The organism is Bartonella vaga, from assembly GCF_037070895.1.
Taxonomy (GTDB): Bacteria; Pseudomonadota; Alphaproteobacteria; order Rhizobiales; family Rhizobiaceae; genus Bartonella.
The window spans coordinates 1-24,646 of sequence record NZ_JAYMZK010000012.1; the positions used below are offsets into that span (position 1 = coordinate 1).

General features: G+C 35.9%; 21 protein-coding genes, 3 tRNA genes and 1 pseudogene. 10 read left to right on the forward strand and 15 right to left on the reverse strand.

Annotation, left to right across the window (positions count from 1 at the left end; genetic code table 11):
• The first annotated feature begins 419 nt into the window (after window positions 1-419).
• Entirely contained in the window at window positions 420-2,669 is a 2,250-nt protein-coding gene (gene parC / locus WCP76_RS06185; RefSeq protein WP_336294809.1) for a DNA topoisomerase IV subunit A, read from the forward strand.
• A gap of 83 nt (window positions 2,670-2,752) precedes the next feature.
• Here parC and WCP76_RS06190 read toward each other — a convergent pair whose 3' ends face one another.
• The 10 genes from WCP76_RS06190 to rpe all read right to left on the reverse strand — a co-directional run bounded on the left by WCP76_RS06190 (window position 2,753) and on the right by rpe (window position 11,881).
• A complete protein-coding gene (locus WCP76_RS06190; protein ID WP_336294810.1) occupies window positions 2,753-4,009 on the reverse strand; it encodes a multidrug effflux MFS transporter in 1,257 nt (418 codons plus the stop codon).
• Window positions 4,010-4,077: 68 nt separating this feature from the next.
• Window positions 4,078-4,410 (reverse strand): Grx4 family monothiol glutaredoxin, encoded by a 333-nt coding sequence (grxD, locus tag WCP76_RS06195; RefSeq protein WP_336294811.1) that lies wholly within the window; start codon window positions 4,408-4,410, stop codon window positions 4,078-4,080.
• 101 nt (window positions 4,411-4,511) lie between these two features.
• Window positions 4,512-4,745, reverse strand: coding sequence for a BolA/IbaG family iron-sulfur metabolism protein (locus tag WCP76_RS06200; protein WP_336294812.1), 234 nt, complete (start codon window positions 4,743-4,745; stop codon window positions 4,512-4,514).
• A 62-nt stretch (window positions 4,746-4,807) separates the two neighbouring features.
• Window positions 4,808-7,021, reverse strand: a complete 2,214-nt coding sequence (purL, locus tag WCP76_RS06205; RefSeq protein WP_336294813.1) for a phosphoribosylformylglycinamidine synthase subunit PurL — start codon at window positions 7,019-7,021, stop codon at window positions 4,808-4,810.
• 295 nt (window positions 7,022-7,316) lie between these two features.
• Window positions 7,317-7,988, reverse strand: a complete 672-nt coding sequence (gene purQ, locus WCP76_RS06210; protein ID WP_336294814.1) for a phosphoribosylformylglycinamidine synthase subunit PurQ — start codon at window positions 7,986-7,988, stop codon at window positions 7,317-7,319.
• A gap of 12 nt (window positions 7,989-8,000) precedes the next feature.
• A complete protein-coding gene (gene purS, locus WCP76_RS06215) occupies window positions 8,001-8,240 on the reverse strand; it encodes a phosphoribosylformylglycinamidine synthase subunit PurS (protein ID WP_336294815.1) in 240 nt (79 codons plus the stop codon).
• 87 nt (window positions 8,241-8,327) lie between these two features.
• Entirely contained in the window at window positions 8,328-9,092 is a 765-nt protein-coding gene (gene purC, locus WCP76_RS06220; protein ID WP_336294816.1) for a phosphoribosylaminoimidazolesuccinocarboxamide synthase, read from the reverse strand.
• 172 nt (window positions 9,093-9,264) lie between these two features.
• Window positions 9,265-9,813, reverse strand: a complete 549-nt coding sequence (locus tag WCP76_RS06225) for an RBBP9/YdeN family alpha/beta hydrolase (RefSeq protein ID WP_336294817.1) — start codon at window positions 9,811-9,813, stop codon at window positions 9,265-9,267.
• A 78-nt stretch (window positions 9,814-9,891) separates the two neighbouring features.
• Complete coding sequence (gene purB / locus WCP76_RS06230; RefSeq protein ID WP_336294818.1) at window positions 9,892-11,196, reverse strand: adenylosuccinate lyase; 1,305 nt, start codon at window positions 11,194-11,196, stop codon at window positions 9,892-9,894.
• A gap of 16 nt (window positions 11,197-11,212) precedes the next feature.
• Entirely contained in the window at window positions 11,213-11,881 is a 669-nt protein-coding gene (gene rpe, locus WCP76_RS06235) for a ribulose-phosphate 3-epimerase (protein WP_336294819.1), read from the reverse strand.
• 169 nt (window positions 11,882-12,050) lie between these two features.
• On the opposite strand from rpe, the gene WCP76_RS06240 reads away from it, so the two are divergent.
• The gene (locus tag WCP76_RS06240) at window positions 12,051-12,269 is read left to right on the forward strand and encodes a hypothetical protein (protein WP_336294820.1); all 219 of its coding nucleotides are present in this window, start codon (window positions 12,051-12,053) and stop codon (window positions 12,267-12,269) included.
• Between the two features lie 544 nt (window positions 12,270-12,813).
• A complete protein-coding gene (gene dksA, locus WCP76_RS06245; RefSeq protein ID WP_336294821.1) occupies window positions 12,814-13,230 on the forward strand; it encodes an RNA polymerase-binding protein DksA in 417 nt (138 codons plus the stop codon).
• A gap of 60 nt (window positions 13,231-13,290) precedes the next feature.
• On the opposite strand, the gene WCP76_RS06250 is transcribed toward dksA, so the two are convergent.
• Complete coding sequence (locus tag WCP76_RS06250; RefSeq protein WP_336294822.1) at window positions 13,291-13,812, reverse strand: hypothetical protein; 522 nt, start codon at window positions 13,810-13,812, stop codon at window positions 13,291-13,293.
• Between the two features lie 160 nt (window positions 13,813-13,972).
• Between WCP76_RS06250 and WCP76_RS06255 the strand changes: the two genes are divergently transcribed.
• The gene (locus tag WCP76_RS06255; RefSeq protein ID WP_336294823.1) at window positions 13,973-16,513 is read left to right on the forward strand and encodes a response regulator; all 2,541 of its coding nucleotides are present in this window, start codon (window positions 13,973-13,975) and stop codon (window positions 16,511-16,513) included.
• A gap of 256 nt (window positions 16,514-16,769) precedes the next feature.
• Here WCP76_RS06255 and purN read toward each other — a convergent pair whose 3' ends face one another.
• The gene (purN, locus tag WCP76_RS06260; protein WP_336294824.1) at window positions 16,770-17,381 is read right to left on the reverse strand and encodes a phosphoribosylglycinamide formyltransferase; all 612 of its coding nucleotides are present in this window, start codon (window positions 17,379-17,381) and stop codon (window positions 16,770-16,772) included.
• Entirely contained in the window at window positions 17,378-18,463 is a 1,086-nt protein-coding gene (gene purM, locus WCP76_RS06265; RefSeq protein WP_336294825.1) for a phosphoribosylformylglycinamidine cyclo-ligase, read from the reverse strand. Before purM ends, purN begins: the two co-directional genes overlap by 4 nt.
• A 162-nt stretch (window positions 18,464-18,625) precedes the next feature.
• On the opposite strand from purM, the gene WCP76_RS06270 reads away from it, so the two are divergent.
• The 6 genes and pseudogenes from WCP76_RS06270 to WCP76_RS06295 all read left to right on the forward strand — a co-directional run.
• Window positions 18,626-19,837: an AI-2E family transporter gene (locus WCP76_RS06270; protein WP_336294826.1), complete on the forward strand. Its 1,212-nt coding sequence runs from the start codon at window positions 18,626-18,628 to the stop codon at window positions 19,835-19,837.
• A complete protein-coding gene (hdaA, locus tag WCP76_RS06275) occupies window positions 19,834-20,514 on the forward strand; it encodes a DnaA regulatory inactivator HdaA (protein WP_336294827.1) in 681 nt (226 codons plus the stop codon). The genes WCP76_RS06270 and hdaA overlap by 4 nt, the downstream gene beginning before the upstream one ends.
• 663 nt (window positions 20,515-21,177) lie before the next feature.
• Window positions 21,178-21,254, forward strand: a tRNA-Pro gene (locus tag WCP76_RS06280).
• Window positions 21,255-21,334: 80 nt separating this feature from the next.
• Window positions 21,335-21,640, forward strand: coding sequence for an ETC complex I subunit (locus WCP76_RS06285; protein WP_336294828.1), 306 nt, complete (start codon window positions 21,335-21,337; stop codon window positions 21,638-21,640).
• 37 nt (window positions 21,641-21,677) lie between these two features.
• Window positions 21,678-21,754: transfer RNA gene (locus WCP76_RS06290), tRNA-Arg, on the forward strand.
• A 757-nt stretch (window positions 21,755-22,511) separates the two neighbouring features.
• A pseudogene (locus WCP76_RS06295) lies at window positions 22,512-22,994 on the forward strand (hemagglutinin repeat-containing protein); the annotation flags it as partial.
• 736 nt (window positions 22,995-23,730) lie between these two features.
• On the opposite strand, the gene WCP76_RS06300 reads toward WCP76_RS06295, so the two are convergent.
• Both WCP76_RS06300 and cpdR read right to left on the reverse strand, forming a co-directional pair.
• A tRNA-Val gene (locus tag WCP76_RS06300) sits at window positions 23,731-23,805 on the reverse strand.
• A gap of 102 nt (window positions 23,806-23,907) precedes the next feature.
• Complete coding sequence (gene cpdR / locus WCP76_RS06305) at window positions 23,908-24,270, reverse strand: cell cycle two-component system response regulator CpdR (protein ID WP_336294829.1); 363 nt, start codon at window positions 24,268-24,270, stop codon at window positions 23,908-23,910.
• Window positions 24,271-24,646 lie beyond the last annotated feature (376 nt).

The window sequence follows — 24,646 nt, forward strand, 5'->3', positions numbered from 1 at the left end:
TTACTATACAATATGGTTTTTATTAAAGAGCTATAAGGTTAGATAGCTAATTGATTATCAAAAATTTTAGGAAAATGTCTTGCTTTAAGAAAGTTTTTTTTGAAATACTCGTATTCAAAATATTGATAGAAGGAAATTTTGTTTATTGAAAATACGACAAAACTTCATTTTTATCTTGAAAGAGCAAAGCTCTAAATTTAAGGATTCTTGTGCTTTTTATTTTATTTTTTAAAAAATTTCAAATTAATGTATTAAGCATTTTTATATATTTTTCAAATAAAATGTAAAGTACGCGTATAAATTTTTGTTCATGTTTTAACTCTAACGTTTATTTTCATATAGTTGATTAATGCAAGATTACACTGAAGAAAGCTTATGAAATAATTTCTCATTGTTTTGGAGATTGTTGTCTTAATGCTATGTCCGATAAAATGATTTTACCTTTTGATAAAGAACATATTGAGCCAATAGAATTACGTTCTGCTTTACAAGAGCGTTATTTAGCTTATGCGCTTTCTACTATTACTCACCGTGCATTACCTGATGTACGTGATGGTTTGAAACCTGTACATCGGCGTATTATTCATGCGATGCGTTTACTCAAACTCAATCCAGGGCAGTCCTATGCAAAATGTGCACGGATTGTGGGTGATGTAATGGGAAAATTCCATCCGCACGGCGACGCATCTATTTATGATGCATTGGTGCGTTTGTCTCAGAGTTTTGCTGTTCGTTATCCATTAGTTGATGGACAGGGAAATTTTGGTAATATTGATGGTGATAATGCCGCCGCTATGCGTTATACGGAAGCACGCATGACTGACGTGGCTGTGTTGTTGCTTGAGGGGATTAATGAAAATGCCATTGATTTTCGTTTAACCTATAATGAAGAAGATGAAGAGCCTGTTGTCTTACCGGGAGCTTTTCCTAATCTTTTAGCAAATGGCTCATCCGGTATCGCTGTTGGTATGGCAACGTCTATCCCACCTCATAATGTTGCTGAGCTTTGTGATGCGGCACTACATTTGATTGCTCATCCTGATGCACGTGATGAAGAATTAAATCAATTTGTTCTTGGACCTGATTTTCCAACAGGAGGCATTTTAGTTGAGCCTAAAAAGAGTATTGAAGAATCTTATCGTACAGGGCGTGGCTTTTTTCGATTGCGTTCGCGTTGGAAACAAGAATCCGGTAACCGTGGTTCTTATGTAATTATTGTTACAGAGATTCCTTATCAAGTTCAAAAGTCACGTCTTATTGAAAAAACAGCAGAATTGTTGCTTGCACGGCGATTACCAATGCTTGAAGACATACGTGATGAATCTGCAGAAGATATCCGCATTGTGCTTGTTCCTAAAAATCGCTCAGTTGATCCTGAGCTTCTTATGGAGTCTCTTTTTAAATTAACTGATTTTGAAGTAAGATTTCCTCTTAATCTCAATGTATTATCTTTGGGGAAAATACCAAATGTTCTTTCTTTGCGTGAAAGTTTGCAGCAATGGCTTGAACATCGTCAAGAAGTGCTTGTTCGTCGTTCTCATTATCGGCTTGATCAAATTGATTGCAGATTAGAAATTCTCCATGGATACCTTATCACATACTTAAATCTTGATGAAATAATCCAGATTATTCGTGAAGAGGATGAAGCGAAAAAGGAATTAATGAATCATTTTAAGTTAACAGAAAATCAAGCTGAAGCTGTCCTTAATATGCGCTTGCGTTCTTTGCGTAAACTTGAGGAATTTGAAATTCGTAAAGAATTTGAAACGCTGAAGGCTGAAAAAGAAAAACTGCAGGATTTATTAACCTCTAGTACGAAGAAATGGAAGACAATTTCAGAGGAAATCATAAAAGTTCGTAAAACTTTTTCTCCTAATACTCTCTTAGGGAAAAGGCGTACAACCTTTGAAGAAGCACCAAGACATGATCTTGATGATATTCATCAGGCAATGATCGAAAAAGAAGCAGTTACGATTGTTATTTCTGAAAAAGGCTGGATGCGTGCTTTGAAGGGACATTTAAGTGATTATAATACGCTTTCTTTTAAAGAAGGAGATTGTTTAAAATTAGCATTTTCAGCGTACACTACAGACAAGATTATTATAATAACTACTGGTGGAAAGTTTTTCACTATTGGTGCGAATAGTTTGCCAAGAGGACGAGGACATGGTGAACCAGTTCGTATTTTAGTTGATATGGATGATGAACATGATGTCTTGACAGCTTTTGTCCATAATGCACAGGAAAAGCTACTTTTAGTTTCATTCTATGGAAAGGGTTTTATTGTACCTGAGGCAGAAGTGATTGCTAATACACGAAAAGGCAAGCAAGTTATGAATGTGACCTCTCCTGATAAACTAAAACTTTGTGTTCCGGTAAAAGGTGATCATATTGCAGTGGTTGGAGAAAACCGTAAAATGCTTATTTTTTCCACTGAACAAATACCAGAAATGAATCGCGGTAAGGGTGTTCGTTTGCAACGTTACAAAGAGGGCGGTATTGCCGATGTAAAAACTTTTAATTTATCAGAAGGTTTAAGTTGGCAAGATACAGCTGAGCGCTGTTTTAATCGTCAGGCTGATGATCTCATTGATTGGATGGGAACGCGTGCTGGAGGGGGCCGCTTGGTTCCCAAAGGCTTTCCAAAATCAGGAAAATTTACTAATTAATTGTATATGTACTTAATTTTGAAAGCATAAAAAGGAATGCTGTGTGGTGTTAACAGTTATTGTTAATTTTTTCATAGCAGCCTTTATTCATTAGGGGTGTTATTATATCTCTGAAAAAGGGTTCCATGCTCGGCCCATAAGACAATAAGTATGGCTATGAAGCTAAGAAAGAAAAAGCCTGCAGAATTTGGAATGGTTGTTTCATTAAATTGTTGTGCAATAAAAAAGCCAAGTCCTGTTGCTATAGAAGTTTGAATAAAGCCAGATATTGAAGATGCTGTGCCAGCAATTTCTCCTAAAGATTCAAGCGCAAGCGTATTGAAATTGGCTAACATACCGCCGCAGGCAAACATAAGTACGCAGAATAACAGCATGTAGAAAGGGAAAGGAATAACACCATCTGCTAAAATAGAGGCAACAAACCAGATACATGAAGTGGCACAAAATAGCAAAAGCATAATATGTGCGATATATCGCATTCCAAGACGTCCAACAAGCTTAGAATTAAAGAATGACGATAAAGTTTGAAAAGCGGCACCAATGGCAAATGCAACTGGAAACCAGAGTCCTAGGTTATAAATCCCTTCATATATTTGTTGTGATGTATTTATGGTGGTAAAAATACAACCTAAAACAATTGATGCTGCTAGTGTGTAGCAAAGCATTGTGCGGTTAGTTATAGCAGCCCATAAGTTATGTTTGATCGAAGAAAAGGAAAGGGAGCGCTGTCTATAAAGAGTTTCAGGCAAACGTAGTTGAATCCAAATTATTAATACAAAACTAATGATTGCCATAAATATAAAAATAAATTTCCATTTTCCAAATAGCAAGATTATTTGCCCTATTGCAGGTCCAACTATTGGTGCAATAAGAAAAATCATCATGATGATAGACATCACTTCTGCCATTTTGCGACCACTATAGAGATCACGTATCATGGAAACTGTGAGTACGCGCATAGCGGCACCCCCCATACCCTGAAAGATACGTAAAATAAGTAATACAGAAAAATTGGGTGCAAAGGCACAACCAAGCGCTGTAAACGAATAACAAGCAAGACCAAGAAGGACAATTTTACGTCGCCCATAACGATCACTTATTGGACCAAAAAATATTTGTGTGATGCCAAAGCTAATAAGATAACCAGAAATAATATAATGCTGATCATTTTCATTTATAACATGTAAGCTGTTTAAAATGCTGGACATCGCTGGAAGCATAATGTCGACGGCTATAGAATTGAGAGCCATGAGTGCACCAATAAGAATAACAAATTCTTTATAGCCAATTTTTTCTCTAATCGCATCTAGATGCGCACGTTCCTCAATTGAATATGACATACAATACCTTTGAAATAAGAATTTTGACTGAACAGAGTTCTATAAATGCTTAAAGAAAAGAAAGATACCTATGAATTATTGCAAGGAATGTTTTTCTCCTTTAATAACTCTTGCAATTCATTATTTTGGAACATTTCTTTAACAATATCACACCCACCAACAAATTCTCCTTTTATATAAAGTTGTGGAATTGTTGGCCAATTTGAGTAATTCTTGATTCCTTGACGTAATTCGTCAGAAGTTAAGATATCAATCCCTTTATAATTTAACCCTAAGTAGTCAAGGATTTGAACAACCTGCCCCGAAAATCCACATTGTGGAGAATCTGGCGTTCCTTTCATGAATAAAATGACGTCATTTTTTTTAATTTCGTTATCAATAAAATCATCAATAGTGGTCATCTTTATTCCTCAATATTGCATATTTTTTAAAGTGTGTATTTATATTTTTAATATCATTCTCTAATCGTATTGATAGAATGAATGCAAGAAGAAATTTTAGACTATTCGGGAATATTCGTATGCAACATTAAAGCATGAAGTGCATTTCCCATGTTACCTTTAAGAGAATCATAGACCATTTTATGTTGCTGAACAAGGTTTTTACCACGGAAACTTTCGGAAACAACTTCTGCAGCATAGTGCTCTCCATCTCCAGCAAGGTCACGAATTGTCACAGTTGCATCGGGAATGCCTTCACGAATGAGTTTTTCAATTGTATGTGCACTCATTGCCATAGTTATTCTCCTCTATTTGTTTACTGCATGTAAGAGTAGCATAATTCAAGAAAGACGAATAATTATTTATCTTTGTCCATAAATCGAGGAAACCAACTTTCGTAAGCTTGTGTGAGTTTATCTACTGAAAGAGTTAATATTCCATCTATATTAAGAGAATTACCTTCAACTATACCAAGTTCTGTTAAGGAAACTGATTCTACTTGTGCAAGTTCCTTAAGGTTGTTTAGGGCATGAGGTTTGACTGCTAAAAGATAGCGACCTTGATCTTCTCCAAAAAGCTCAGCATGGTGTGGCTGTATGTTGCTTAATTTTGCTTTTATTCCCTTACCCGCTTTAATTACCATTTCTGCGAGTGCAATGGCTAATCCTCCATCAGAAAGATCATGGGCAGCGCGAACAAAACTACGATCGATGATATTCCGCACAAATTGTCCATGCTTTTTTTCAAGCTTTAAATCTACGTAAGGTGGGGCACCTGCATCAATATTTAAAATCTTACGTGCGTATATTGATTGTCCTAGATGAGAACCACAAACTCCAATCAAAACAATAATATCTCCTTCCTGCATACCACCGATCGTTACCATTTTGGACCAGTCGGAAAGAAGACCAACACCAGCGATTGTTGGCGTAGGAAGAATTGCTTCTCCGTTGGTTTCATTATAAAGGGAGACATTTCCTGAAACGATAGGGAAATTGAGGGCTCTACAAGCTTCACCTATACCTTTAATGGCGAGCACAAATTGTCCCATAATTTCAGGTTTTTCAGGATTACCAAAATTGAGATTATCTGTAGCTGCTAGTGGTGTTGCACCTGTAGTACTAATATTTCTCCAGCATTCTGCAACAGCCTGTTTTCCTCCTTCATAAGGATCTGCTTCACAATAGCGAGGTGTTACATCGGAAGAAAAGGCAAGGGCACGTTTATCATTATTGCTTACACGGACGACTCCTGCATCGCTTCCTGGACGAACAAGAGTATTTCCTTGAATAAGTGTATCATATTGTTCATAGACCCACCGCCGTGAACTTTGATCAGAAGAATTCAACAATGTAAGGAGTGCATCAGAGAGGTTTTCTACCTTCTTAACGTCTTCTATTTTTAGAGTCGTTTTTTTTACAGGATTTATCCAAGGGCGATCATATATAGGTGCTTCATTCCCAAGTTCTTTAATTGGAAGATTGACGACTTCTTCCTCTCGATGGAATACACGGAAACGTAGATCGTCAGTTGTTTTTCCAATAATGGAAAAGTGAAGACTCCACTTATGAAAAATAGCGGCTGCTTGCTTTTCTAATTCTGGCTTAAGCACCATAAGCATACGCTCTTGACTTTCGGAAAGCATCATTTCGTAAGCTGTCATGTTTTCTTCACGAACGGGGACTTTATCAAGATTAAGTTCTATTCCTAAATTTCCTTTCGCTCCCATTTCAACTGCAGAGGAGGTTAATCCTGCTGCGCCCATATCTTGAATAGCAACAACAGCTCCTAGTTCCATGAGTTCTAAGCAAGCCTCAAGAAGGCACTTTTCCGTGAAAGGATCACCTACTTGAACTGTTGGACGCTTTTCATCGATTGAATCATCAAATTCTGTTGAAGCCATTGTTGCTCCACCGACACCATCACGTCCTGTTTTTGCTCCAAGGTAAACAACAGGAAGTCCTACTCCTTGAGCTTTAGAATAAAAAAGAGAGTCTGTTTTTGCGATACCAGCGACAAAAGCGTTAACAAGGATATTGGCATTATAACGTTCGTCAAAATTTACTTCTCCACCAACTGTTGGAACGCCAAAGGCATTGCTATAGCCACCAATTCCAGAAACGACTCCAGCAACAAGATGGCGCGTTCGTGGATGATCGGGAGATCCAAATCGCAATGCATTCATAGCTGCAACAGGACGAGCACCCATTGTAAAAACATCACGCAAAATACCTCCAACACCTGTTGCTGCACCTTGATAAGGTTCGATATGGGAGGGATGATTATGGCTTTCCATCTTGAAAACTACGCATTGACCTTCGCCTATATCCACAACACCAGCATTTTCACCAGGTCCTTGAATGACACACTGTCCTTCTGTTGGAAGAGTTTTAAGCCACTTTTTAGAAGATTTATAGGAACAATGCTCGTTCCACATTGCAGAAAAAACCGCAAGCTCAGTAAATGTTGGCTCTCTTCTGATTAAGGCTAAGATACGCTGATATTCATCATTTTTTAGGCCATGTTGTGCAATTAATTCTGGTGTTATGGAGATGTTATTGCGAGGCTTCATAGGTATTTTATCCATCAAATTAGTCGAAATTTAGCATTTTTATTTTTTAAATATCATACTCTGAGATCATACGTGATTGCGTTTTTTTATAAGACAGCAGTTCATAAATCATCAACTGAGATATAGTTATGTGCCTAGCAGATTCGAAGGTCAGAAATGGTTTTTGAATAAATCTTTATGTGTTTAAAAAATACTATCCATTATGTTTGTAAGTGTTTGATTTGTATATTTATTGTGTAGGAAATGATACAGATTTTTAATTTTAAATAGTTAGGTCGCAGATTCCTTTTTGTGATTATCCATTTGCCAAATTTAAAGCACTCTGAAAAAGCAAACGGCCATCAGTACCACCATGTGCGGGTTCAATAAAATTTTCAGGATGAGGCATCATACCAAGAATATTACCAGCTTTATTGACGATAGCAGCAATATCATTAATCGAACCGTTAGGGTTTGTATTTTCTGCATAGCGAAACACAATTTGATCATTGTCTTCTATTTGTTTTAATGTTTCACTATCAGCGAAATAGTTCCCATCGTGATGTGCAACAGGACAACGAATAATTTGTCCTTTAGAATAATACCGAGAAAATCTCGTGTTTGCATTTGCCACTTTAAGCTTTATGTCACGACACACAAATTTTAATGAAGAGTTACGCATTAAAGTACCAGGTAACAAGCCAGCTTCTAATAAAATTTGAAATCCATTACATATGCCGATTATTGTAACACCTTTTTGCGCTTTCTCACGGACAGCTTGCAAAACTGGTGTTCGTGCGCCAATAGCACCGCATCTTAAATAGTCTCCATAAGAAAAACCGCCTGGAATAACAATAACATCTACATTTGGAATTGTAGTATCCGTTTGCCAAATTTTAAGTGGCTCAACTCCTGTTATATGATGTAATGCTGCAGCCATATCCTGATCGCGATTTAGCCCAGGTAATTGAATAATAGCGGTTTTCATGAATGGATCCACTTAAAGAAGTTCTATAGTGTAATTTTCAATGACAGTATTCGTCAGTAATGTTTCACACATCTGTTCAAGTTTTTGCTTTGCGGTTTCAGAAGATTGATCATCGAGCACAATATCAAAAACTTTTCCTTGACGAATAGAGTGAATGCCTTTGAAAGCTAAACTTTTTAAAGCGCCAACAATTGCCTCTCCTTGCGGATCAAAAACGCTATTTTTTAAAGTAACTGTAACACGTGCTTTCATTTTTTGTTTCCTGTTGCTGGAATCCCCCTGAATAAAAAGAGGTACATTTACTAATATAATGAATGTGACATGGAATCACTTTGTTGTTTATTTTACTAAAACTGGACCATTTGGCCGTAAAGGCTCATTTCCATTGATTATACCAAGACGTTTTGCAACCTCTTGATAGGCATTAATGAGTCCTCCCATATCACGCCGAAAGCGATCTTTATCCATTTTTTCTCGTGTTTGCATATCCCATAGTCGTGAAGAATCAGGAGAAATTTCATCAGCAAGAACGATGCGCATTGTTTCATCTTCCCATAAGCGACCAAACTCCATTTTAAAATCAACCAATTGAATGTTAACAGCTGCAAAAAGTCCAGAAAGAAAATCATTAATACGAATCGAAAATTGCATAATGTCTTCTATTTCTTGCGGAACTGCCCATCCAAAAGCAGTGACGTGTTCTTCAGTTACCATTGGATCGTCAAGAGAATCATTTTTGTAATAAAATTCAATGATAGGCTGCGAGAGAGCGGTTCCTTCTTCTAATCCAAAACGCTTAGAAAGAGATCCGGCGGCAATATTACGAACAACAATCTCCAACGGAATAATCTCAACGGCTTTAATAAGTTGTTCGCGCATATTTATACGCTTGATAAAATGTGTTGGAATATTCAAACGGTTAAGATGATTAAAAATGTGCTCCGAAATGCGATTATTTAAAACCCCTTTTCCATCGATGATTTTATGCTTTTTTGCATTAAAAGCAGTTGCATCATCTTTAAAAAATTGGATATAGGTCCCTGGTTCAGGTCCTTCATATAAAATTTTGGCCTTGCCTTCATAAACACGGTGGCGACGATTCATTGTTTTTCTCTATTTATTGAGAGGTTTTAAATAGCGGTGATGAGCAATGTTATCCTAATTGATAGAAATTCTCAATGAGAGCTATAATATTTCTTAAAATTTTTATCATTGGGATTTTAACAGAGAGGAATGGAACTGTATAGATAGAGTAAAGATGATTATCTCCATTGTATCAGATTTTTGCAAGAAAATGTGAAAAAACCATCAGCCCTTCAGGCCAAGGTCCGTGCCCAGATTCTGCATTAAGGTGGCCAGATTGCCCCGCATCAACAAAAAGTGCTCCCCAATCATTGGCAAGGTTTTCTGCTACCGAGAATTGACAAAACTCGTCGTTTCGGCTGGCTATAACTACAGAAGGAAAAGGCAATTTTTCGCAATGATAGGGTCCAAATGTCATTAAATGTTTGGGGCGTATTTTTTCATTGCTTACATCTGGGGGTGCAACAAAAAAGGCGCCACAAACTTTTTCTGCGTTTTCCTTAGTGGCATGAATAGTGGTAGGAACTCCTAATGAATGGGCAATGATAACAACAGGCTTTTGAGCTTGTGCAATGGCAATTTTAACTTCGTTAACCCATTCTTCACAAACAGGTTTCGACCAATGAGTCTGCTGAACACGGCGAGCCGTAGACAATTTTTTTTCCCATCGTGTTTGCCAATGGTCAGGACAAGATCCTTTATAGCCAGGAACAATAAGAATATCGAGTTGATTTGCTTTCATGAATTGTTTCCTTCGTTATAGAAAGTTTTGGATCATAGGTGGAAACCAATTACGTTTATTCCTTGTGTATAATTTTTATCACTCCCCAAAAACGCGCTTAAAAATCGTATTAATATGTTTAGTGTGGTAAGAAAGATCAAATTTTTCACGAATTTCTGCTTCACTTAAAGCCTTTGTAATATCTTTGTCGTTAAGCAATTCTTCTAAAAAATCTTTTCCCTGTTCCCAAACCTTCATCGCATTTCGTTGTACAAGCCGATAAGAATCTTCACGACTGATTCCGGCTTGTGTGAGTGCTAAGAGCATCCGTTGTGAATGAATAAGTCCTCGGAATTTATTGAGATTTTTTTTCATGTTTTCTGGATAAACAATTAAATTTTCAATAACCGATGTGAGTCGAGCGAGAGAAAAGTCGAGTGTAATGGTAGCATCTGGGCCAATATAACGTTCAACAGATGAATGAGAAATATCACGTTCGTGCCAAAGTGCTACATTTTCCATCGCAGGCATTGCAAAGGCACGTACCATGCGAGCTAATCCTGTTAAATTTTCTGTTAAAACTGGATTACGTTTATGGGGCATAGCGGATGAGCCTTTTTGTCCAGGTGAGAAATGCTCTTCTGCTTCAAGTACTTCAGTTCGTTGTAGATGGCGTATTTCAGTGGCTAATCTTTCAATAGATGAAGCAATAACAGCAAGCGTTGCAAAAAACATGGCATGACGATCACGTGGCACAATTTGAGTAGAAATGGGTTCAACGCGCATACCTAATGCTTTTGCTACATGTTCTTCAACGCGGGGGTCAATATTAGCAAAAGTTCCTACAGCTCCTGAAATGGCACAAGTAGAAATTTCTTCGCGCGCTGCAAGAAGGCGTTTACGACAACGGAAAAATTCAGCGTATGCAAGTGCGAATTTGACTCCAAATACTGTTGGTTCAGCATGGATACCATGACTTCTTCCAATGGTGATCGTCTCTTTATGTTCAAAAGCACGTTTTTTGAGTGCTTCAAGAAGTTGATCTATGTCTTTTAGCAAAATATCACTGGCACGCATCAATTGAATATTAAGCGTTGTATCTAGGATATCTGATGATGTCATGCCTTGGTGTATAAAACGCGCTTCCACTCCAATAAGTTCAGCTAAGTGGGTTAAAAATGCTATAACATCATGCTTAGTGATTGCTTCAATTTCATTAATGCGATTTACATCAAATTCAGCTATTGTACCTTTTTCCCAAATAACTTTTGCTGCTTCTTTTGGAATAATCCCCAGTTTAGCTAAGGCATCACAGGCATGTGCTTCAATTTCAAACCAAATACGATACTTCGTTTTTGGTGACCAAACTGTTACCATTTCGGGGCGGGAATAACGTGTTATCATAACTTTTTCCTTATTTTTATCGAGTTGCTGCTTGGCGCAATGCATTAATACGTGTTTTATAAAGCTCTTTGTTTCCATTTTTATAGATTGCAGAGCCTGCGACAAATACATTTGCACCAGCTTTTGCAGCTATCCCGATTGTATCAACAGTGATACCACCATCAACTTCGAGATCAATAGGTCTATTAGCAATCATGTTTTTAACGCGTTTAATTTTATTTTTCATTTCTGGAATGAAATTTTGTCCACCAAAACCCGGATTGACAGTCATGATGAGGATAAGATCTAATTGATCTAGCAAATACTCAAGTACATGCTCTGGTGTGCTTGGATTGATTGCAATTCCTGCTTTTTTACCTGCTGCCTTGATTATTTGTAGTGAACGATGAAGATGGGGACTTGCTTCGGCGTGAATGGTTATAATATCTGAACCAGCTTTTGCAAAAGCTTCAAGATAAAGATCTACTGGTGCGATCATCAAATGGACGTCAAATATTGCTTTGGTTAATGGGCGCAATGCCTTAATAATATCAGGGCCAAAGGTGATATTAGGGACAAAGTGGCCATCCATAATATCAAGGTGGAGCCAATCTGCGCCGGCATCAACAATATCCAATACCTCTTGGCCAAGCTTAGAAAAATCGGAAGCCAAGAGTGAAGGTGCAATGAGATGAGAAGGGGGCATTAAGATCTCCTTGATTGGCTATTTTTACTATGCAGTTCTATGTGCTAAAATATCTTTGTGTATTATGACGTAAAAGAAGAATACATATAATAAATCTTTTATGAAAACATCACTTGAGATTTTAAAGCCGTACAAGTTGCAAGGTATACCAAATCATACAGCATATTTAATGCCTGAATTTCAACATAATATTACTGTTTCTTCTCAAAAATACGGATCTGTTATGATTAATTTTATTGAAGATTGGTGTGTTATGACAAAAATGGCATTAATGGGGGGAGTATGTGGTGATAATTTGAGCGCGTTGTTTTTTATCTGCTGTTTCTTTAATTCTTTATTTTCCTCATGCACTCATTCTGAGAAACAGTTTTTTATGGAAGGTGGATAATTTTTGTATAGTATAATGCTTTTCAGATTGGTGTGCCTAACCTCTGATACATTTTAGTGCTTTTAGTAGTTATCGTTTGATTATTGATATGAGCAGGAAACTCATTGATCTTGACTGGTAGAACTATTGCGATCAACAGTAATCGAGACAAGTGTATTTTTAAATGTATTCGATTATGGACATCATACTCTTTGTAAAAGATTTTTATTTTTTGCATACCATATGATTTATTTTTTATACATTTGAGTTCTACTGCAATAACTGGATGAGCTTTTCGGGTATAACTTTCCAATTTTACATTTCTCTCTTTTCTAGGATTGTAGATATAACTAGAAAGCAGATTTATGGGCGTGTCCTGATCCAGTAATTATCCGAAGAGAGTATGTGATATAAAAAAGTAGATGAAGACCTAAACAGTGCTTTTAAATACATTGCTAGATAGTTGCACAAAAAAACACTTTATAATTTTATACTTGATACTTGTGTCGATTTGTATTGCACAATATATAGGCCTCACATACTATATATGGAGGTTTTTTATAGCATGAGCGTAGAGATTGATATTCAGTATCGCCCTAGTGAAGATGAGCCTTTTATGAATGAACGACAAAAGGCATATTTTCGTGCTAAGTTGGTTTCTTGGAAAAATGATATACTAAGAGAAGCTCGTGAGACTTTGGAAAATTTACAGGAAGAGAATGTTGGTCAACCCGATTTATCTGATAGAGCATCTTGCGAAACTGATCGTACAATTGAATTGCGTGCTCGTGATCGTCAGAGAAAACTCATTTCAAAAATAGATGCTGCTTTGGAGCGCATCGATAATGGAACTTACGGTTTTTGTGAGGAAACTGGCGAACCTATTAGTATAAAACGCCTTGAAGCTCGGCCGATTGCAGTTTTGTCGTTAGAAGCTCAAGAACGCCATGAACGACGGGAAAGAGTTTATCGCGATGATTAAAGTTGATTTAGGTAATAAATCAAATGAAATATGTGGCACTCACTGTTAAGGCTCCGTATTTTATTCTTTTTTATCAGGAATAAATAAAAATGGATCTTGTCGTCCTTCAATTTCAGCGGTGATTGCTGAATCTTCCACGTATTGATTCATAAAAGAGGTAGGATTCTCGTTCTGCATATCTTCTTTTTCATTTACGGAAAAAGGTCTCTCTTCTGTAAGTTTAGGACTTGGGTGTTTTTTTATTATTTTTAATGCTGTTTGTGTTTCTTTCTTTTGTGTGATGGATTTATTAACAATATTAGATTCTACAACAACATCTGTTAGCCCACCAACAAGAAGCAAATGCTCTTTATCATCACAACGTATTAGAACAAGACGACGTACACGATCAATAGCAATTGTATCGCATAAAGTTAATCGTGATGGATGTTTTTTTATGTTGATGTCGAAACTTTCTTTATTTAAACGACGTAAAAATAATATAATTGCGGTAATAGCTGTAATTGTTATTATAAAAATTACTAAGCTTGCGGTTATGTTAGCTGCGGGGGTGCCTATTTGGCTTGATAACCAGGCATACATAAAGCCTCTCCTATATTAGAATGGAAATATTATTTTGTATTGGGATAAGTTTGTAAACATACTCTTAAAAGACTTGCTCATAATATAAGAAAAGTTGTTTTTAACATTGAGTGATTGTCTTGGGAGAGATATTATCACGGCTATAATCAAGGCAAAAAACATGGATACAGGTTCTGAATATAGTGAAAAATCATCATCTTTTGTATATCGGAAAGTCGTGATTCTTAGTACTGTTTTTGTAATCGCTTTTCTGTTTTTCATAGGTATTTTAGATTTTTTTTACCCTCAGAGTTATTTGCAAAAGGTTGGGGTGATATTTTTTTTTGCTTTAGCAGTTATAGGATTTGCTACACTTATTCTGATAGGGATAGGAGCCTTGAAATACAATGCACCGCAGCTGCATGAAGATTTTGATCTTAGCCTCTTTAATAATACCGATGATGTAATTATAGTCTCTGATTTATCAGGTTTTGTTCACTATTCTAATCAGAGTTACCGAAAAATCTTGACTTATAAGCCTGAGTATTCAGTTTATACAGTTATTGCTAATTTTCCAGGAGCTGGTGCACTCTCCTATCGCTTAAAGGTTACTGCCTGCAGTAATCTTGCAGCGCAAGAAGAATTAAGAACGAAGCAATCGATTTTTGCTCATTCTACAGACAGAGCGATCTTTTGGTATAATATCTCTATTCAACCAGTTACAAAGCGGAAAAAAAAGTTTTTATTGTGGCGCATTGCCGATATTTCGCACTTAAAGGAATATAGCGAAGTTTTTTTTTCGAATCTTCAAGAAGCTATCAATCACTTGGATCAAGCCCCTGTTGGTTTTTTATCTGTTAATACACAAGGGAAAATTCTTTATGCAAATGCGATTTTAGCCGAATGGTTTTCAATTGATTTGGCAAATTTTACTGTTACTCAATACAGTTTTGATAAATTATTTGGTAACGTCGGAGTTAATAGTACATGGTGTGATATTTGTTTGCAAAACAATAAACATCAAAGTTTAGGTTATTCTTCACCTTATGTGTTCTCGCTATATTTAAATTCAGAGACCAATAGTAAGAAAGCATTGAATTGTTTTATGTGCGCTTCTTCTCTCTTAGAGGACGAAGCCATTTATCGTATTGTGATAATTCCGCAGCAAATACAAGAGGAAGAGGACGATGATAAATTAAAACTATCCAGTGCATTAATGGAGTATTTTTATGCTAGTCCATTTGCAATAGCGGTAATGAATCAGAAAGGGCAATTGATTCACGTGAATAATGCCTTTTTATCACTCATGAGATGTGAGGGTAAAACTATTAATCTTTATGACGTTATATCTCATCATGATCGTTCGCAGTTAGAGCGTGCATTTCAGAAAGTTGCAATGAATAAAAATTATTCAGCTTCTGTAGAAACTGTTTTAGAAAATGATGAAGGACGCCATTTACGCTTCTATGTTATGCCTATAAAATCATATTACGATTATGTATTACAAGATTTTGTTATTATCTCCGCCGTGGAAATAACAGAACAAAAAACGCTTGAAGATAAAATAATTCAGAGTCAAAAAATGCAAGCTGTTGGGCAATTAGCTGGTGGTATCGCTCATGATTTTAATAATGTTTTAACAGCAATTTTGATGTCGTGCGATATTCTTTTAAATACGCATCGTAGTTTTGATCCTGCGCATGCTGATCTTATTAATATTAAAAATAATGCTAATCGTGCAGCCGCACTTGTGCAACAATTATTGGCTTTTTCTAGAAAGCAAACACTTCGACCTGCAGAAGTTGATTTTACAGAGTTTTTATCAGATATTCGCAATCTGATTTTACCTCTTTTAGGCAATGATATTCAGTTAAAAATTATTCATGGAAGAGATTTGTGGAGTGTTGAAGTTGATCAAGCATCTTTTCAGCGTGTTATTATGAATTTGGTTATTAATGCGCGTGATGCTATGCCAGATGGCGGGGTTGTTACGATTTCTACAAGTAATATTACAAAACAACAAAGTGCTGCACTAGATAATGTTGGCTTTGGAGTGGGGGAGTATGTGCAATTGACTGTTTCAGATACAGGAACTGGTATATCAGCTGCTATACAAGAAAAAATGTTTGAACCATTTTTTACGACAAAAGAAGTCGGGAAAGGAACCGGACTTGGTTTATCGATGGTTTATGGAATTATTAAACAGACAGGTGGTTATATTTACTGTGATAGTAAAGAAGGAGAAGGGGCAAAATTTCATATTTTCCTTCCTCGTTATATCTCTGATATTAATAATGAAATTTCTCAGCAGAATGAAAAGAGTGACGAGCAAAGCGATAATACAGATTTAACAGGATCTGCGACTGTTTTATTGGTTGAAGATGAAGATGCTGTTAGAATGGGTGGAGTTAGAGCTCTTCAAATGAGAGGATATAATGTTTTAGAAGCGGCAAGTGGAGTGGAAGCACTCAGCATTCTTGAGGAAAATAAGGGAGCTATTGATATTATTGTTTCCGATGTCGTGATGCCAGAAATGGATGGGCCAACTTTGCTCAAGGAAGTACGTAAAAACTATCCTGATATAAAATTTATTTTTGTTTCTGGGTATGCAAAAGATGCTTTTACTAAAAATCTTCCAGAGGATGCTGTTTTTGGATTTTTATCTAAGCCATTTACACTCAAACAGTTAGCGGTAACAGTTAAAGAAACACTGACACAATGAATTAAGAAAATTAGGCAATTAAATTATAAGATTAGAGAAATTGTATCTTAAAAGACTTTTTTAAAAAAAATAGTGAATTCAATAAGCAAGATTCACTTAAGAAAGTTATGGTGCAAAAGTTAAAATAGAATATTATGTATTTTGTTTCAAAAACTCGTAAAGACGATAAGTTTATCATTCTTATGTCGATTTTTTTGCAATAGAACTTCCGAAGAAAAATTTTAATCGCATATTAGAACACGTTGATTGATATACATCAAAATGATAAAAGCTGTTGTTGAGTGTGTATTATTTTGTTTTTTCCTTCAATGAAGGCTTTTAAGGCCTTTGGATAGAGTTTATGTTCAGCTTGAAGAACTCTCTCTGCTAAGCTATCAATGGTATCATTGGGACAGACTGGAACGGCTGCTTGAGCAAGAATTTTTCCTGCATCCATCTCTTCTGTAACGAGATGAACTGTGCAACCAGTGATTTTAACGCCTGCTTGTAAAACTCTTTCATGCGTGTTTAAGCCTTTAAATGAAGGCAAAAGAGAAGGGTGAATATTTAAAATTCGTCCTTCATAAAGTTTTATAAAACATGATGAAATAAGGCGCATATAGCCGGCAAGGCAGATAAGATCCGGTTGATATTGAGCTAAAACCTTAAGGATAGATTCTTCGTGTGCTTCTTTAGTTGGATAATTTTTCCTGTCAATGACATGAATAGGCAAGTTATTTTTATGTGCTTTTTCAATACCGTTAGCATGAGGGTTATCACAAATAACAGCGACGATTTCAGCCGGATATTTTTGTTTTTCACTCGCTTTAGCAAGAGAAATCATATTAGATCCATTGCCAGAAATAAAAACAATAATTTTTTTTTTCATAACTGAAGTACACCCTTATAGAGAATTTTTTTATCTCGGCGTTTTGTCAAACTGCCGAGAAGTGTAACTTTTTCTCCTTGCATTTCAAGTGCTTGCGTGATCGTTTTAACTGCGTGTTGCGCTACGACAATAATCATGCCAATGCCACAATTGAACGTTCTTAGCATTTCTGCTTCTTCTATTTTACCTTGTTTAGCAATCCATGAAAAGACTGATGGAACATGAATGGTAGAAAGATTCATTTCAGCACAGAGAGAGGATGGAAGAACCCGTGGAATGTTTTCAGGAAATCCTCCACCTGTGATATGGGCAAGGGCTTTGATTTCTTTGTAATTTCGTATAATAGGCAGGAGTGATTTTACGTAAATACGTGTCGGTGTGAGCAATGCTGTACTAAGGGTAACTCGAGGATTAAAGGGGGCGGGATCGTTCCATTTTAGATTGCTGTGTTGGATAATTCGCCTTACGAGAGAAAAGCCGTTGGAATGAATCCCAGATGAGTTAAGTCCTAAAATAATATCGCCTTCTATAAGATCTTTTGAAGGTAATAATGCACTTCTTTCAGTAGCACCTACAGCAAAGCCTGCTAAATCATAATCTCCTTCGGCATACATACCCGGCATTTCTGCAGTTTCTCCTCCGATAAGGGCTGCTCCTGCTTGTTTACATCCTTCTGCAATACCAGAAACAATTGCAGTACCCTGTTCAGGGTCGAGCTTACTAGTTGCAAAATAATCTAAAAAAAAGAGAGGTTCAGCACCTTGTACGAGTAAGTCATTGACGCACATAGCTACGAGGTCAATGCCCACAGTGTCATGGATACCTGATTCAATGGCAATTTTTAATTTTGTTCCTACACCATCATTAGCCGCTACAAGAATAGGGTCTGTAAAGCCAGCTGCTTTTAAATCGAAGAGGCCACCAAAACCACCAATTTCTGCATCTGCTCCTACTCGTTTTGTTGAGCGTATAAAGGGTTTAATTTTTTCTACCATGGTATTACCCAAATCAATGTTTACGCCAGCTTTTGCGTAAGTAAGACCACAGTTTGATTTGTTATTTACGATATCTTGATTGCTCATAGGAGCCTTCCTTATGGAAAATCAGTTTTTATATATGCCATGCCATGATAGAGTTATCTCTGCAAGAGATATCGATATTTTACATTTAAGAAAATACGCGACTCTGCTTGACCCATGTAGAAGAAGTTTATAATCTTTGTAAAAGTTTTTTTAGGATGTTTCATGAGTAAAATATCAGATAATCACGATCATTCTGCTTTGCAGCATATGAAAAAAAAAATTAATGAAAATGGGTTTCGTACGCGTTATAAGACTTATGTGCCAGCTTATACTCAAATACAGTTACCAAACAATATGAAAAAGCAAATTTTTTTCTGGCTTGGGGCATTAGTTTTTTTTATTCTCTTTATGTTTATTTTTGGATCTGTTTTGTTTCCTTTTATAGTGGGCATTGTATTAGCTTATTTTCTTAATCCTATTGTTCAATTACTTGAAAAATTTGGTATTCGCCGTATTTTTGGCACTATCCTCATTACTTTGTTCATTGTTATTTTTTTTGTTGCTTCTTTAATCATTTTGATTCCTATTATTAATTGGCAAATACAGAAATTTATGAGTGATGGTTTGCCCGTCTACCTTAATCGTATTCAAACTTTTTTTGTTGAGCATGATTTTGATTGGGTCAGACGCTATTTTGGTAGTGATCCAAATGAATTACAGAATAATATTAAAGGACTTTTAGGACAAAGTTCTGATTTGATTACATCTTTCTTAAATTCACTCCTGAAATCAGGAAAATCTATCGTTAATATCGTCAGTCTATTCGTTGTAGCGCCTGTGGTTACATTTTATATGTTATTAGATTGGCCACGTATGGTTGCATCAGTTGATTCGTTGATACCACGGGATCATCTCGAAACTGTTCGCAGTATTTTTTATGAAATGGATAGAGCTATTGCTGGTTTTGTTCGTGGACAAGGAACAGTTTGTTTAATCTTAGGAGGGTATTACGCTATTGGTCTGACAATCACAGGACTCAATTTTGGTCTTTTGATTGGTATGTTTATTGGTCTTATCAGTTTTGTTCCTTATATCGGTACAATGAGTGGTTTGTTACTTTCTGTTGGTGTTGCATGGGTTCAGTTTTACCCCGATAATTGGGGTTGGATTGTTGTTATTATGGTTATCTTTTTAATTGGCCAATTTATTGAAGGTTATATCCTTCAGCCTAAACTTGTAGGGTCGTCAGTGGGGCTACATCCGGTGTGGTTGATGTTTGCACTTTTTGCTTTTTCTTCATTATTGGGTTTTACTGGTATGCTTATTGCTGTTCCTGCGGCGGCGGCTGTCGGTGTTTTGGTTCGTTTTGCTCTTCATATTTATCGTTGTTCTCAGATGTATTCGCGAAGTGGAGATTCGGAGCTGCTAGAATGAATGGATGTGAAACGCAACTACCTTTAAATCTTTCTTATGATTCGATTCTTCAATTTGATGATTTGTTGGTGACGGAAAGTAATCGTTTGGCTTTTCAGCTTATTGATCATTGGCCAAACTGGGTTTTGCCTATTGCAGTTTTGGTTGGAAACGCAGGATCTGGAAAAACGCACTTTTCTAGCGTATGGGCGCAGAAAGCTGAAGCTCTTAGTATTCATCGCAATGAAATTGATCAGGCTATTTCTATTGTTTCTTCAGGAAAATCATTGTTAATTGAGGATATTGATGCGGGCGACATAAGTGAGACAGCACTTTTCCATTTAATTAATAGTGTTAAGCAAGTAAATCTTGAGGTACGTCAGGCCACTTTATTGATTACTGCACGTACAGTACCTTCCGCGTGGAATTTAAAGTTAAATGATCTAAAAAGTCGCCTTAATTCAGTTATGTTAGTTGCGATTAATCAGCCTGATGATGCATTGTTAACTGCTGTTGCTTTTAAACTTTTTTCTGATAGACAGATTATTGTTCATCCGGATACAGTTTACTATCTTGTAAGTCGTTGTGAGCGTTCTTTATTTTCGTTGAAGCGTGTTATTGATTCTGTGGATAGATTAGCATTACAAAGAAAAAGCAAAATAACGCGTTCAGTTATTAGTGAAGTTCTTAATATGTAAGATAAGTAAATACTTGTTTAGTATAATTCAAATTATTAATTAAAAAATTCTTGGATTTTATTATTACTGTAGGGTACAGTTTAAAATGTGGCTGTTTAGAATTTTTTCTTTTTTCATGATAGCATTTTTCTCTTCTATAACACGCTAATATATTCTTCTAATGTCCTTAAGTTTTTATAATTATGAACGTCTACAAAGCATTGTATAAATCCATTTAAGCATTTGAAAATGATTCTAATAGAAGAAAGCTCCTTTTTTGTTTTACTAGGAAAAGTATCTATTTTTTAGTTTATGCGTTTCTATTACTAGAAAAGTGTAAAGTTTTTAAAAATAATGGTGACTAAAAGGATATAGCGGCAGAAGATCGGAGCAGTTTTTCTCGTGAAGTGTGTTTGATTGTATATGCAGAGTAAGAACTTTTTTGCGATATTTAAGTTGCTAGTATTGTCTATACAAGGAAATTTATGGATGTAAATTTTCACGTATCATTTTTTAATTTTTATCAATGAATGTTTCGTTTAAATGAATGTTTTGTTTAGCAGAAAAAAAATTAAGAAGTTCTTTCTTGTAAAGAAAAATAATAAAATTAAAAAAAAATGTGTTTTTCTCTTGCACTTCCGTTGTGAAAATTTTAGTGAGTGTACATCAAGTAGGTGTAAATGGCGGAGCGTAGCGCAGTCTGGTAGCGCACCTGATTTGGGATCAGGGGGTCGTAGGTTCGAATCCTATCGCTCCGACCATGCTTGTTTATGTGATAGAATGAATGACCCAATTGGGTGCGTATGGTGATCAAGCGTTTGTAGTTTGAAGGAAAGTAACCATGGTCGCGCGTATTTATAGTCCTGCGAAGACAGCTATGCAGTCAGGTAGGAAAAATACTGGTTTTTGGATTTTGCAATATGAGCCGTTACAGGCCAAGATGCTGGAGCCACTTATGGGGTATACAGCAACATCTGATATGAACAGTCAGATAAGAATCCGATTTAATAATAAGGAAGAAGCGATTGCTTTTGCACACAAGAATGCTATCCCTTATCGTGTAGAAAAAACACATAGATCGATTCGGCGTGCTGTTTCTTACTCAGATAATTTTCGTAGTGATAGGCAGCAGCCTTGGACGCATTGAGTTAAGAGTACTCTTTGTAATTTAGAAATAATAATTTGGTCCCGTAGCTCAGCTGGATAGAGCAACGGCCTTCTAAGCCGTGGGTCACAGGTTCGAATCCTGTCGGGATCACCATATTTAAATAAAATCAATAGGTTATATAAAAGTGTGGGAATTTTTATTCCATTAACTTATTTTTTGCCTATCACGAACTTTTTTAAAATTTTATTCTCAATTACTTATCCAGATATGAAACCAGATTTAGCAGTATGATGCTTACTCTCTTTTTCATTGATCGTATAGTAATAGTATACGATAAGGGATTGTAGTGGCGATTGTGAGTTTCAAATATAAGGGCCAAAAATTATTTTATACAACGAGTTCTAAAAAAACTATTCTAGCAAATTACGTAAAAAATTTACGCGTTATCTTAAGAGTGTTAGCAAGTAATACTACCTCTAAAATATTGAAAGCACCTGCCCTTAAAATATACTCTCTTAAAGTTGAATTTGCAGGATATTATTTTTATGGGATCAATGGTAATTAACGTGTTACTCTTCATTTTATTGGAACAGATGTTTGGCTTGTTGATTATCAAGATTACCATTGATGAAATGAACGAAAACAAATGATGCACAATCTTGCACATCTGGGTGAAGTTCTAAAAGTAGTTTTCTTGGAAAAATGGGACTAACAATACAAAATTAGCTGACCATTTCCATATGGCAAGAGCTTTTCTTTCAAGAGTGATTGATGAGAATACTTCTATGAGCAATGAGTTTTGTGTCTGGTTTTGGTATGAGCTTAGCTCATGGCTTTGTATCTCTTTTAGGAAAGTTTATGCAAGAAATCACAAGCACAAAGCGAAGGAAATTTTGAGCATCAAGATTCTACTCTTTTTGCAGCTTATGACGTTAAGGTCTTTTTCATTCAGAATAATTATTCATCCAATACACAAGAAAAGCGCTCTGGTTTTGGATTTAAAATGACAAAGAATAGCAGTAGTGCTTCCTTCAGCGTTGGAGTTTTATCCATGAAAGATGTGGGCGAACAAGAAGTTATGAATATGGTTCAATTATCTCTGAGCGCAGGAAAAGATATACGACTCACTGCCAATAATGATGCGAATTTGCAGGCGGCAACTGTTATTGTGAATCATAATGTGAAGATTCATTGCATTCATGATATCATATTTTTAGCAGGCTATGATTATTGCAATGGAAGAGAAATCCATAAGAAGTCTTTTGCAGGTGTGATAGGCTTTGTGAATGTTGGTATTTTGGGCACGGGTCAAAGTGTCAAGGAGGCTATAATACGTTTTGGTTATGGGAATAAAATACACAAAATCGGAAATGGTAGAGCTGAAAAGCTCTGATCTTCATAGCCAAAGGCAGCGCTCTTTTCAATGGCTCTAAAGGAAAGGGGGAATACAGGAAATGCACAGGATTCCTCATAAAAAGGTACTATTCTCCATATTGCTGGTGTTTTCGGTAAAAGCATGACTGGCATTTAGTCTGATAAAGTTATGGTTTCATTTCAGAATTCCATGACTGTAGAAAATACAATAGAAGCTTGTTATTCTATCGCTTATTATTACTGAAAAAGGCAATTTGAAGAGTATTGCAATCGATATTTTTGTAGGAATAAATCCGTCTTATGCTTTAGGAAACGATGAACAGAAAGATGATATTACCCTGACAGTTGATCAGAATGTCCATATTAAAAGTTTGCGAAATATGAAACAATGCATAAAGTCACTCTCAAGGTTTTCCGTTCAATGTTGTAGCAAGGCTATAGAGGTTGGTGGCACTAGGATCATGGGGAGGGAATGTTATTGCCGGTAAATAGGATGGTTTGGGCGATGAATCTAGAGCAAACAGTGATAGTTCCTGATTCGTTTAGTGCTTAAATTACTAGTTTATTTTCTAAAGTTATGGGGAAACTCCTATAAAAAAATTTAACAGAGTTAAAAGAATTGGTAAAGGAAGTTGGTAGAAAACAATATATTTTATAGAGAAGTATTTGAAAATCTTGTTCTCTTGTCTTTGATTTATCAAAAATATTGAAAAAAATACTTATAAATAAAATTATTAAGTATTTAAAAATGAGAATGGTGGGCATGACAGGGATCGAACCTGTGACCCCTACGATGTCAACGTAGTGCTCTCCCGCTGAGCTACACGCCCACTCAATGATGTTTGCATACACCACATAGAATTACAAACGTCAATGCTTAATTTAATTTTCTATTTAATTTAGACACTGATAAACTGAAAAAATACCCTGCTTTAAGCAGCTATGAGTATTTTTTCAACTTGATTAACTAGCTCACGTAAGTGAAACGGTTTAGAAAGAACTTTTGCATCAGGAGGAGCGTCACTGTTTGAATTTAGTGCAACTGCTGCAAAACCTGTAATAAACATTACTCGTAAATCAGGATCAATTTCTGTAGCACGTCGTGCCAGTTCGATTCCATCCATTTCTGGCATTACAATATCGGTAAGTAGAAGGGAAAATGGTTCTTCTTGTAAACGTTCATATGCGCTTGCACCATTATCGAAATCGGCGACTTCGTAGCCTGCACGTTCTAAGGCTTTCGCTAGAAAGCGACGCATATCGTTATCATCTTCTGCGAGCAGGATTCTTTTCATGATTATGTTCCAATGGCTCCATTTGTCAGAGTTTTTTGCTTCATCAATTATACAATATAGAGTATTTATAAAAAAGATGATAAAATGCTCATAATTGGAATGAATGGCAAAATGGTTAATTCTTATATTCTTCTCAAGAATAATACATTGTATTAGTTGTGAGTTTGTTAAATTTGAAGTGCATGTGACACTTAGATAAGGAAATTGTATTTAAATATTTTAAATACCGTTAATCATGGTTTCCGATTTTTTTAAATTTTTTTTGCTCAAATCTTCATTGAAGAAGTTGTGTAAATATTTACTTTAGAGATCCTATATATTCATTTGAAATAGAATCAGAAGGATATTATGCTGTAATATTGTATAAGAATAAAAT

Coding starts and splice junctions, on each gene's coding strand:
- parC (WP_336294809.1), top strand. CDS start 420: ATGTCCGATAAAATGATTTTACCTTTTGATAAAGAACATATTGAGCCA.
- WCP76_RS06190 (WP_336294810.1), bottom strand. CDS start 4,009: ATGTCATATTCAATTGAGGAACGTGCGCATCTAGATGCGATTAGAGAA.
- grxD (WP_336294811.1), bottom strand. CDS start 4,410: ATGACCACTATTGATGATTTTATTGATAACGAAATTAAAAAAAATGAC.
- WCP76_RS06200 (WP_336294812.1), bottom strand. CDS start 4,745: ATGGCAATGAGTGCACATACAATTGAAAAACTCATTCGTGAAGGCATT.
- purL (WP_336294813.1), bottom strand. CDS start 7,021: ATGAAGCCTCGCAATAACATCTCCATAACACCAGAATTAATTGCACAA.
- purQ (WP_336294814.1), bottom strand. CDS start 7,988: ATGAAAACCGCTATTATTCAATTACCTGGGCTAAATCGCGATCAGGAT.
- purS (WP_336294815.1), bottom strand. CDS start 8,240: ATGAAAGCACGTGTTACAGTTACTTTAAAAAATAGCGTTTTTGATCCG.
- purC (WP_336294816.1), bottom strand. CDS start 9,092: ATGAATCGTCGCCACCGTGTTTATGAAGGCAAGGCCAAAATTTTATAT.
- WCP76_RS06225 (WP_336294817.1), bottom strand. CDS start 9,813: ATGAAAGCAAATCAACTCGATATTCTTATTGTTCCTGGCTATAAAGGA.
- purB (WP_336294818.1), bottom strand. CDS start 11,196: ATGATAACACGTTATTCCCGCCCCGAAATGGTAACAGTTTGGTCACCA.
- rpe (WP_336294819.1), bottom strand. CDS start 11,881: ATGCCCCCTTCTCATCTCATTGCACCTTCACTCTTGGCTTCCGATTTT.
- WCP76_RS06240 (WP_336294820.1), top strand. CDS start 12,051: ATGCCTGAATTTCAACATAATATTACTGTTTCTTCTCAAAAATACGGA.
- dksA (WP_336294821.1), top strand. CDS start 12,814: ATGAGCGTAGAGATTGATATTCAGTATCGCCCTAGTGAAGATGAGCCT.
- WCP76_RS06250 (WP_336294822.1), bottom strand. CDS start 13,812: ATGTATGCCTGGTTATCAAGCCAAATAGGCACCCCCGCAGCTAACATA.
- WCP76_RS06255 (WP_336294823.1), top strand. CDS start 13,973: ATGGATACAGGTTCTGAATATAGTGAAAAATCATCATCTTTTGTATAT.
- purN (WP_336294824.1), bottom strand. CDS start 17,381: ATGAAAAAAAAAATTATTGTTTTTATTTCTGGCAATGGATCTAATATG.
- purM (WP_336294825.1), bottom strand. CDS start 18,463: ATGAGCAATCAAGATATCGTAAATAACAAATCAAACTGTGGTCTTACT.
- WCP76_RS06270 (WP_336294826.1), top strand. CDS start 18,626: ATGAGTAAAATATCAGATAATCACGATCATTCTGCTTTGCAGCATATG.
- hdaA (WP_336294827.1), top strand. CDS start 19,834: ATGAATGGATGTGAAACGCAACTACCTTTAAATCTTTCTTATGATTCG.
- WCP76_RS06285 (WP_336294828.1), top strand. CDS start 21,335: ATGGTCGCGCGTATTTATAGTCCTGCGAAGACAGCTATGCAGTCAGGT.
- cpdR (WP_336294829.1), bottom strand. CDS start 24,270: ATGAAAAGAATCCTGCTCGCAGAAGATGATAACGATATGCGTCGCTTT.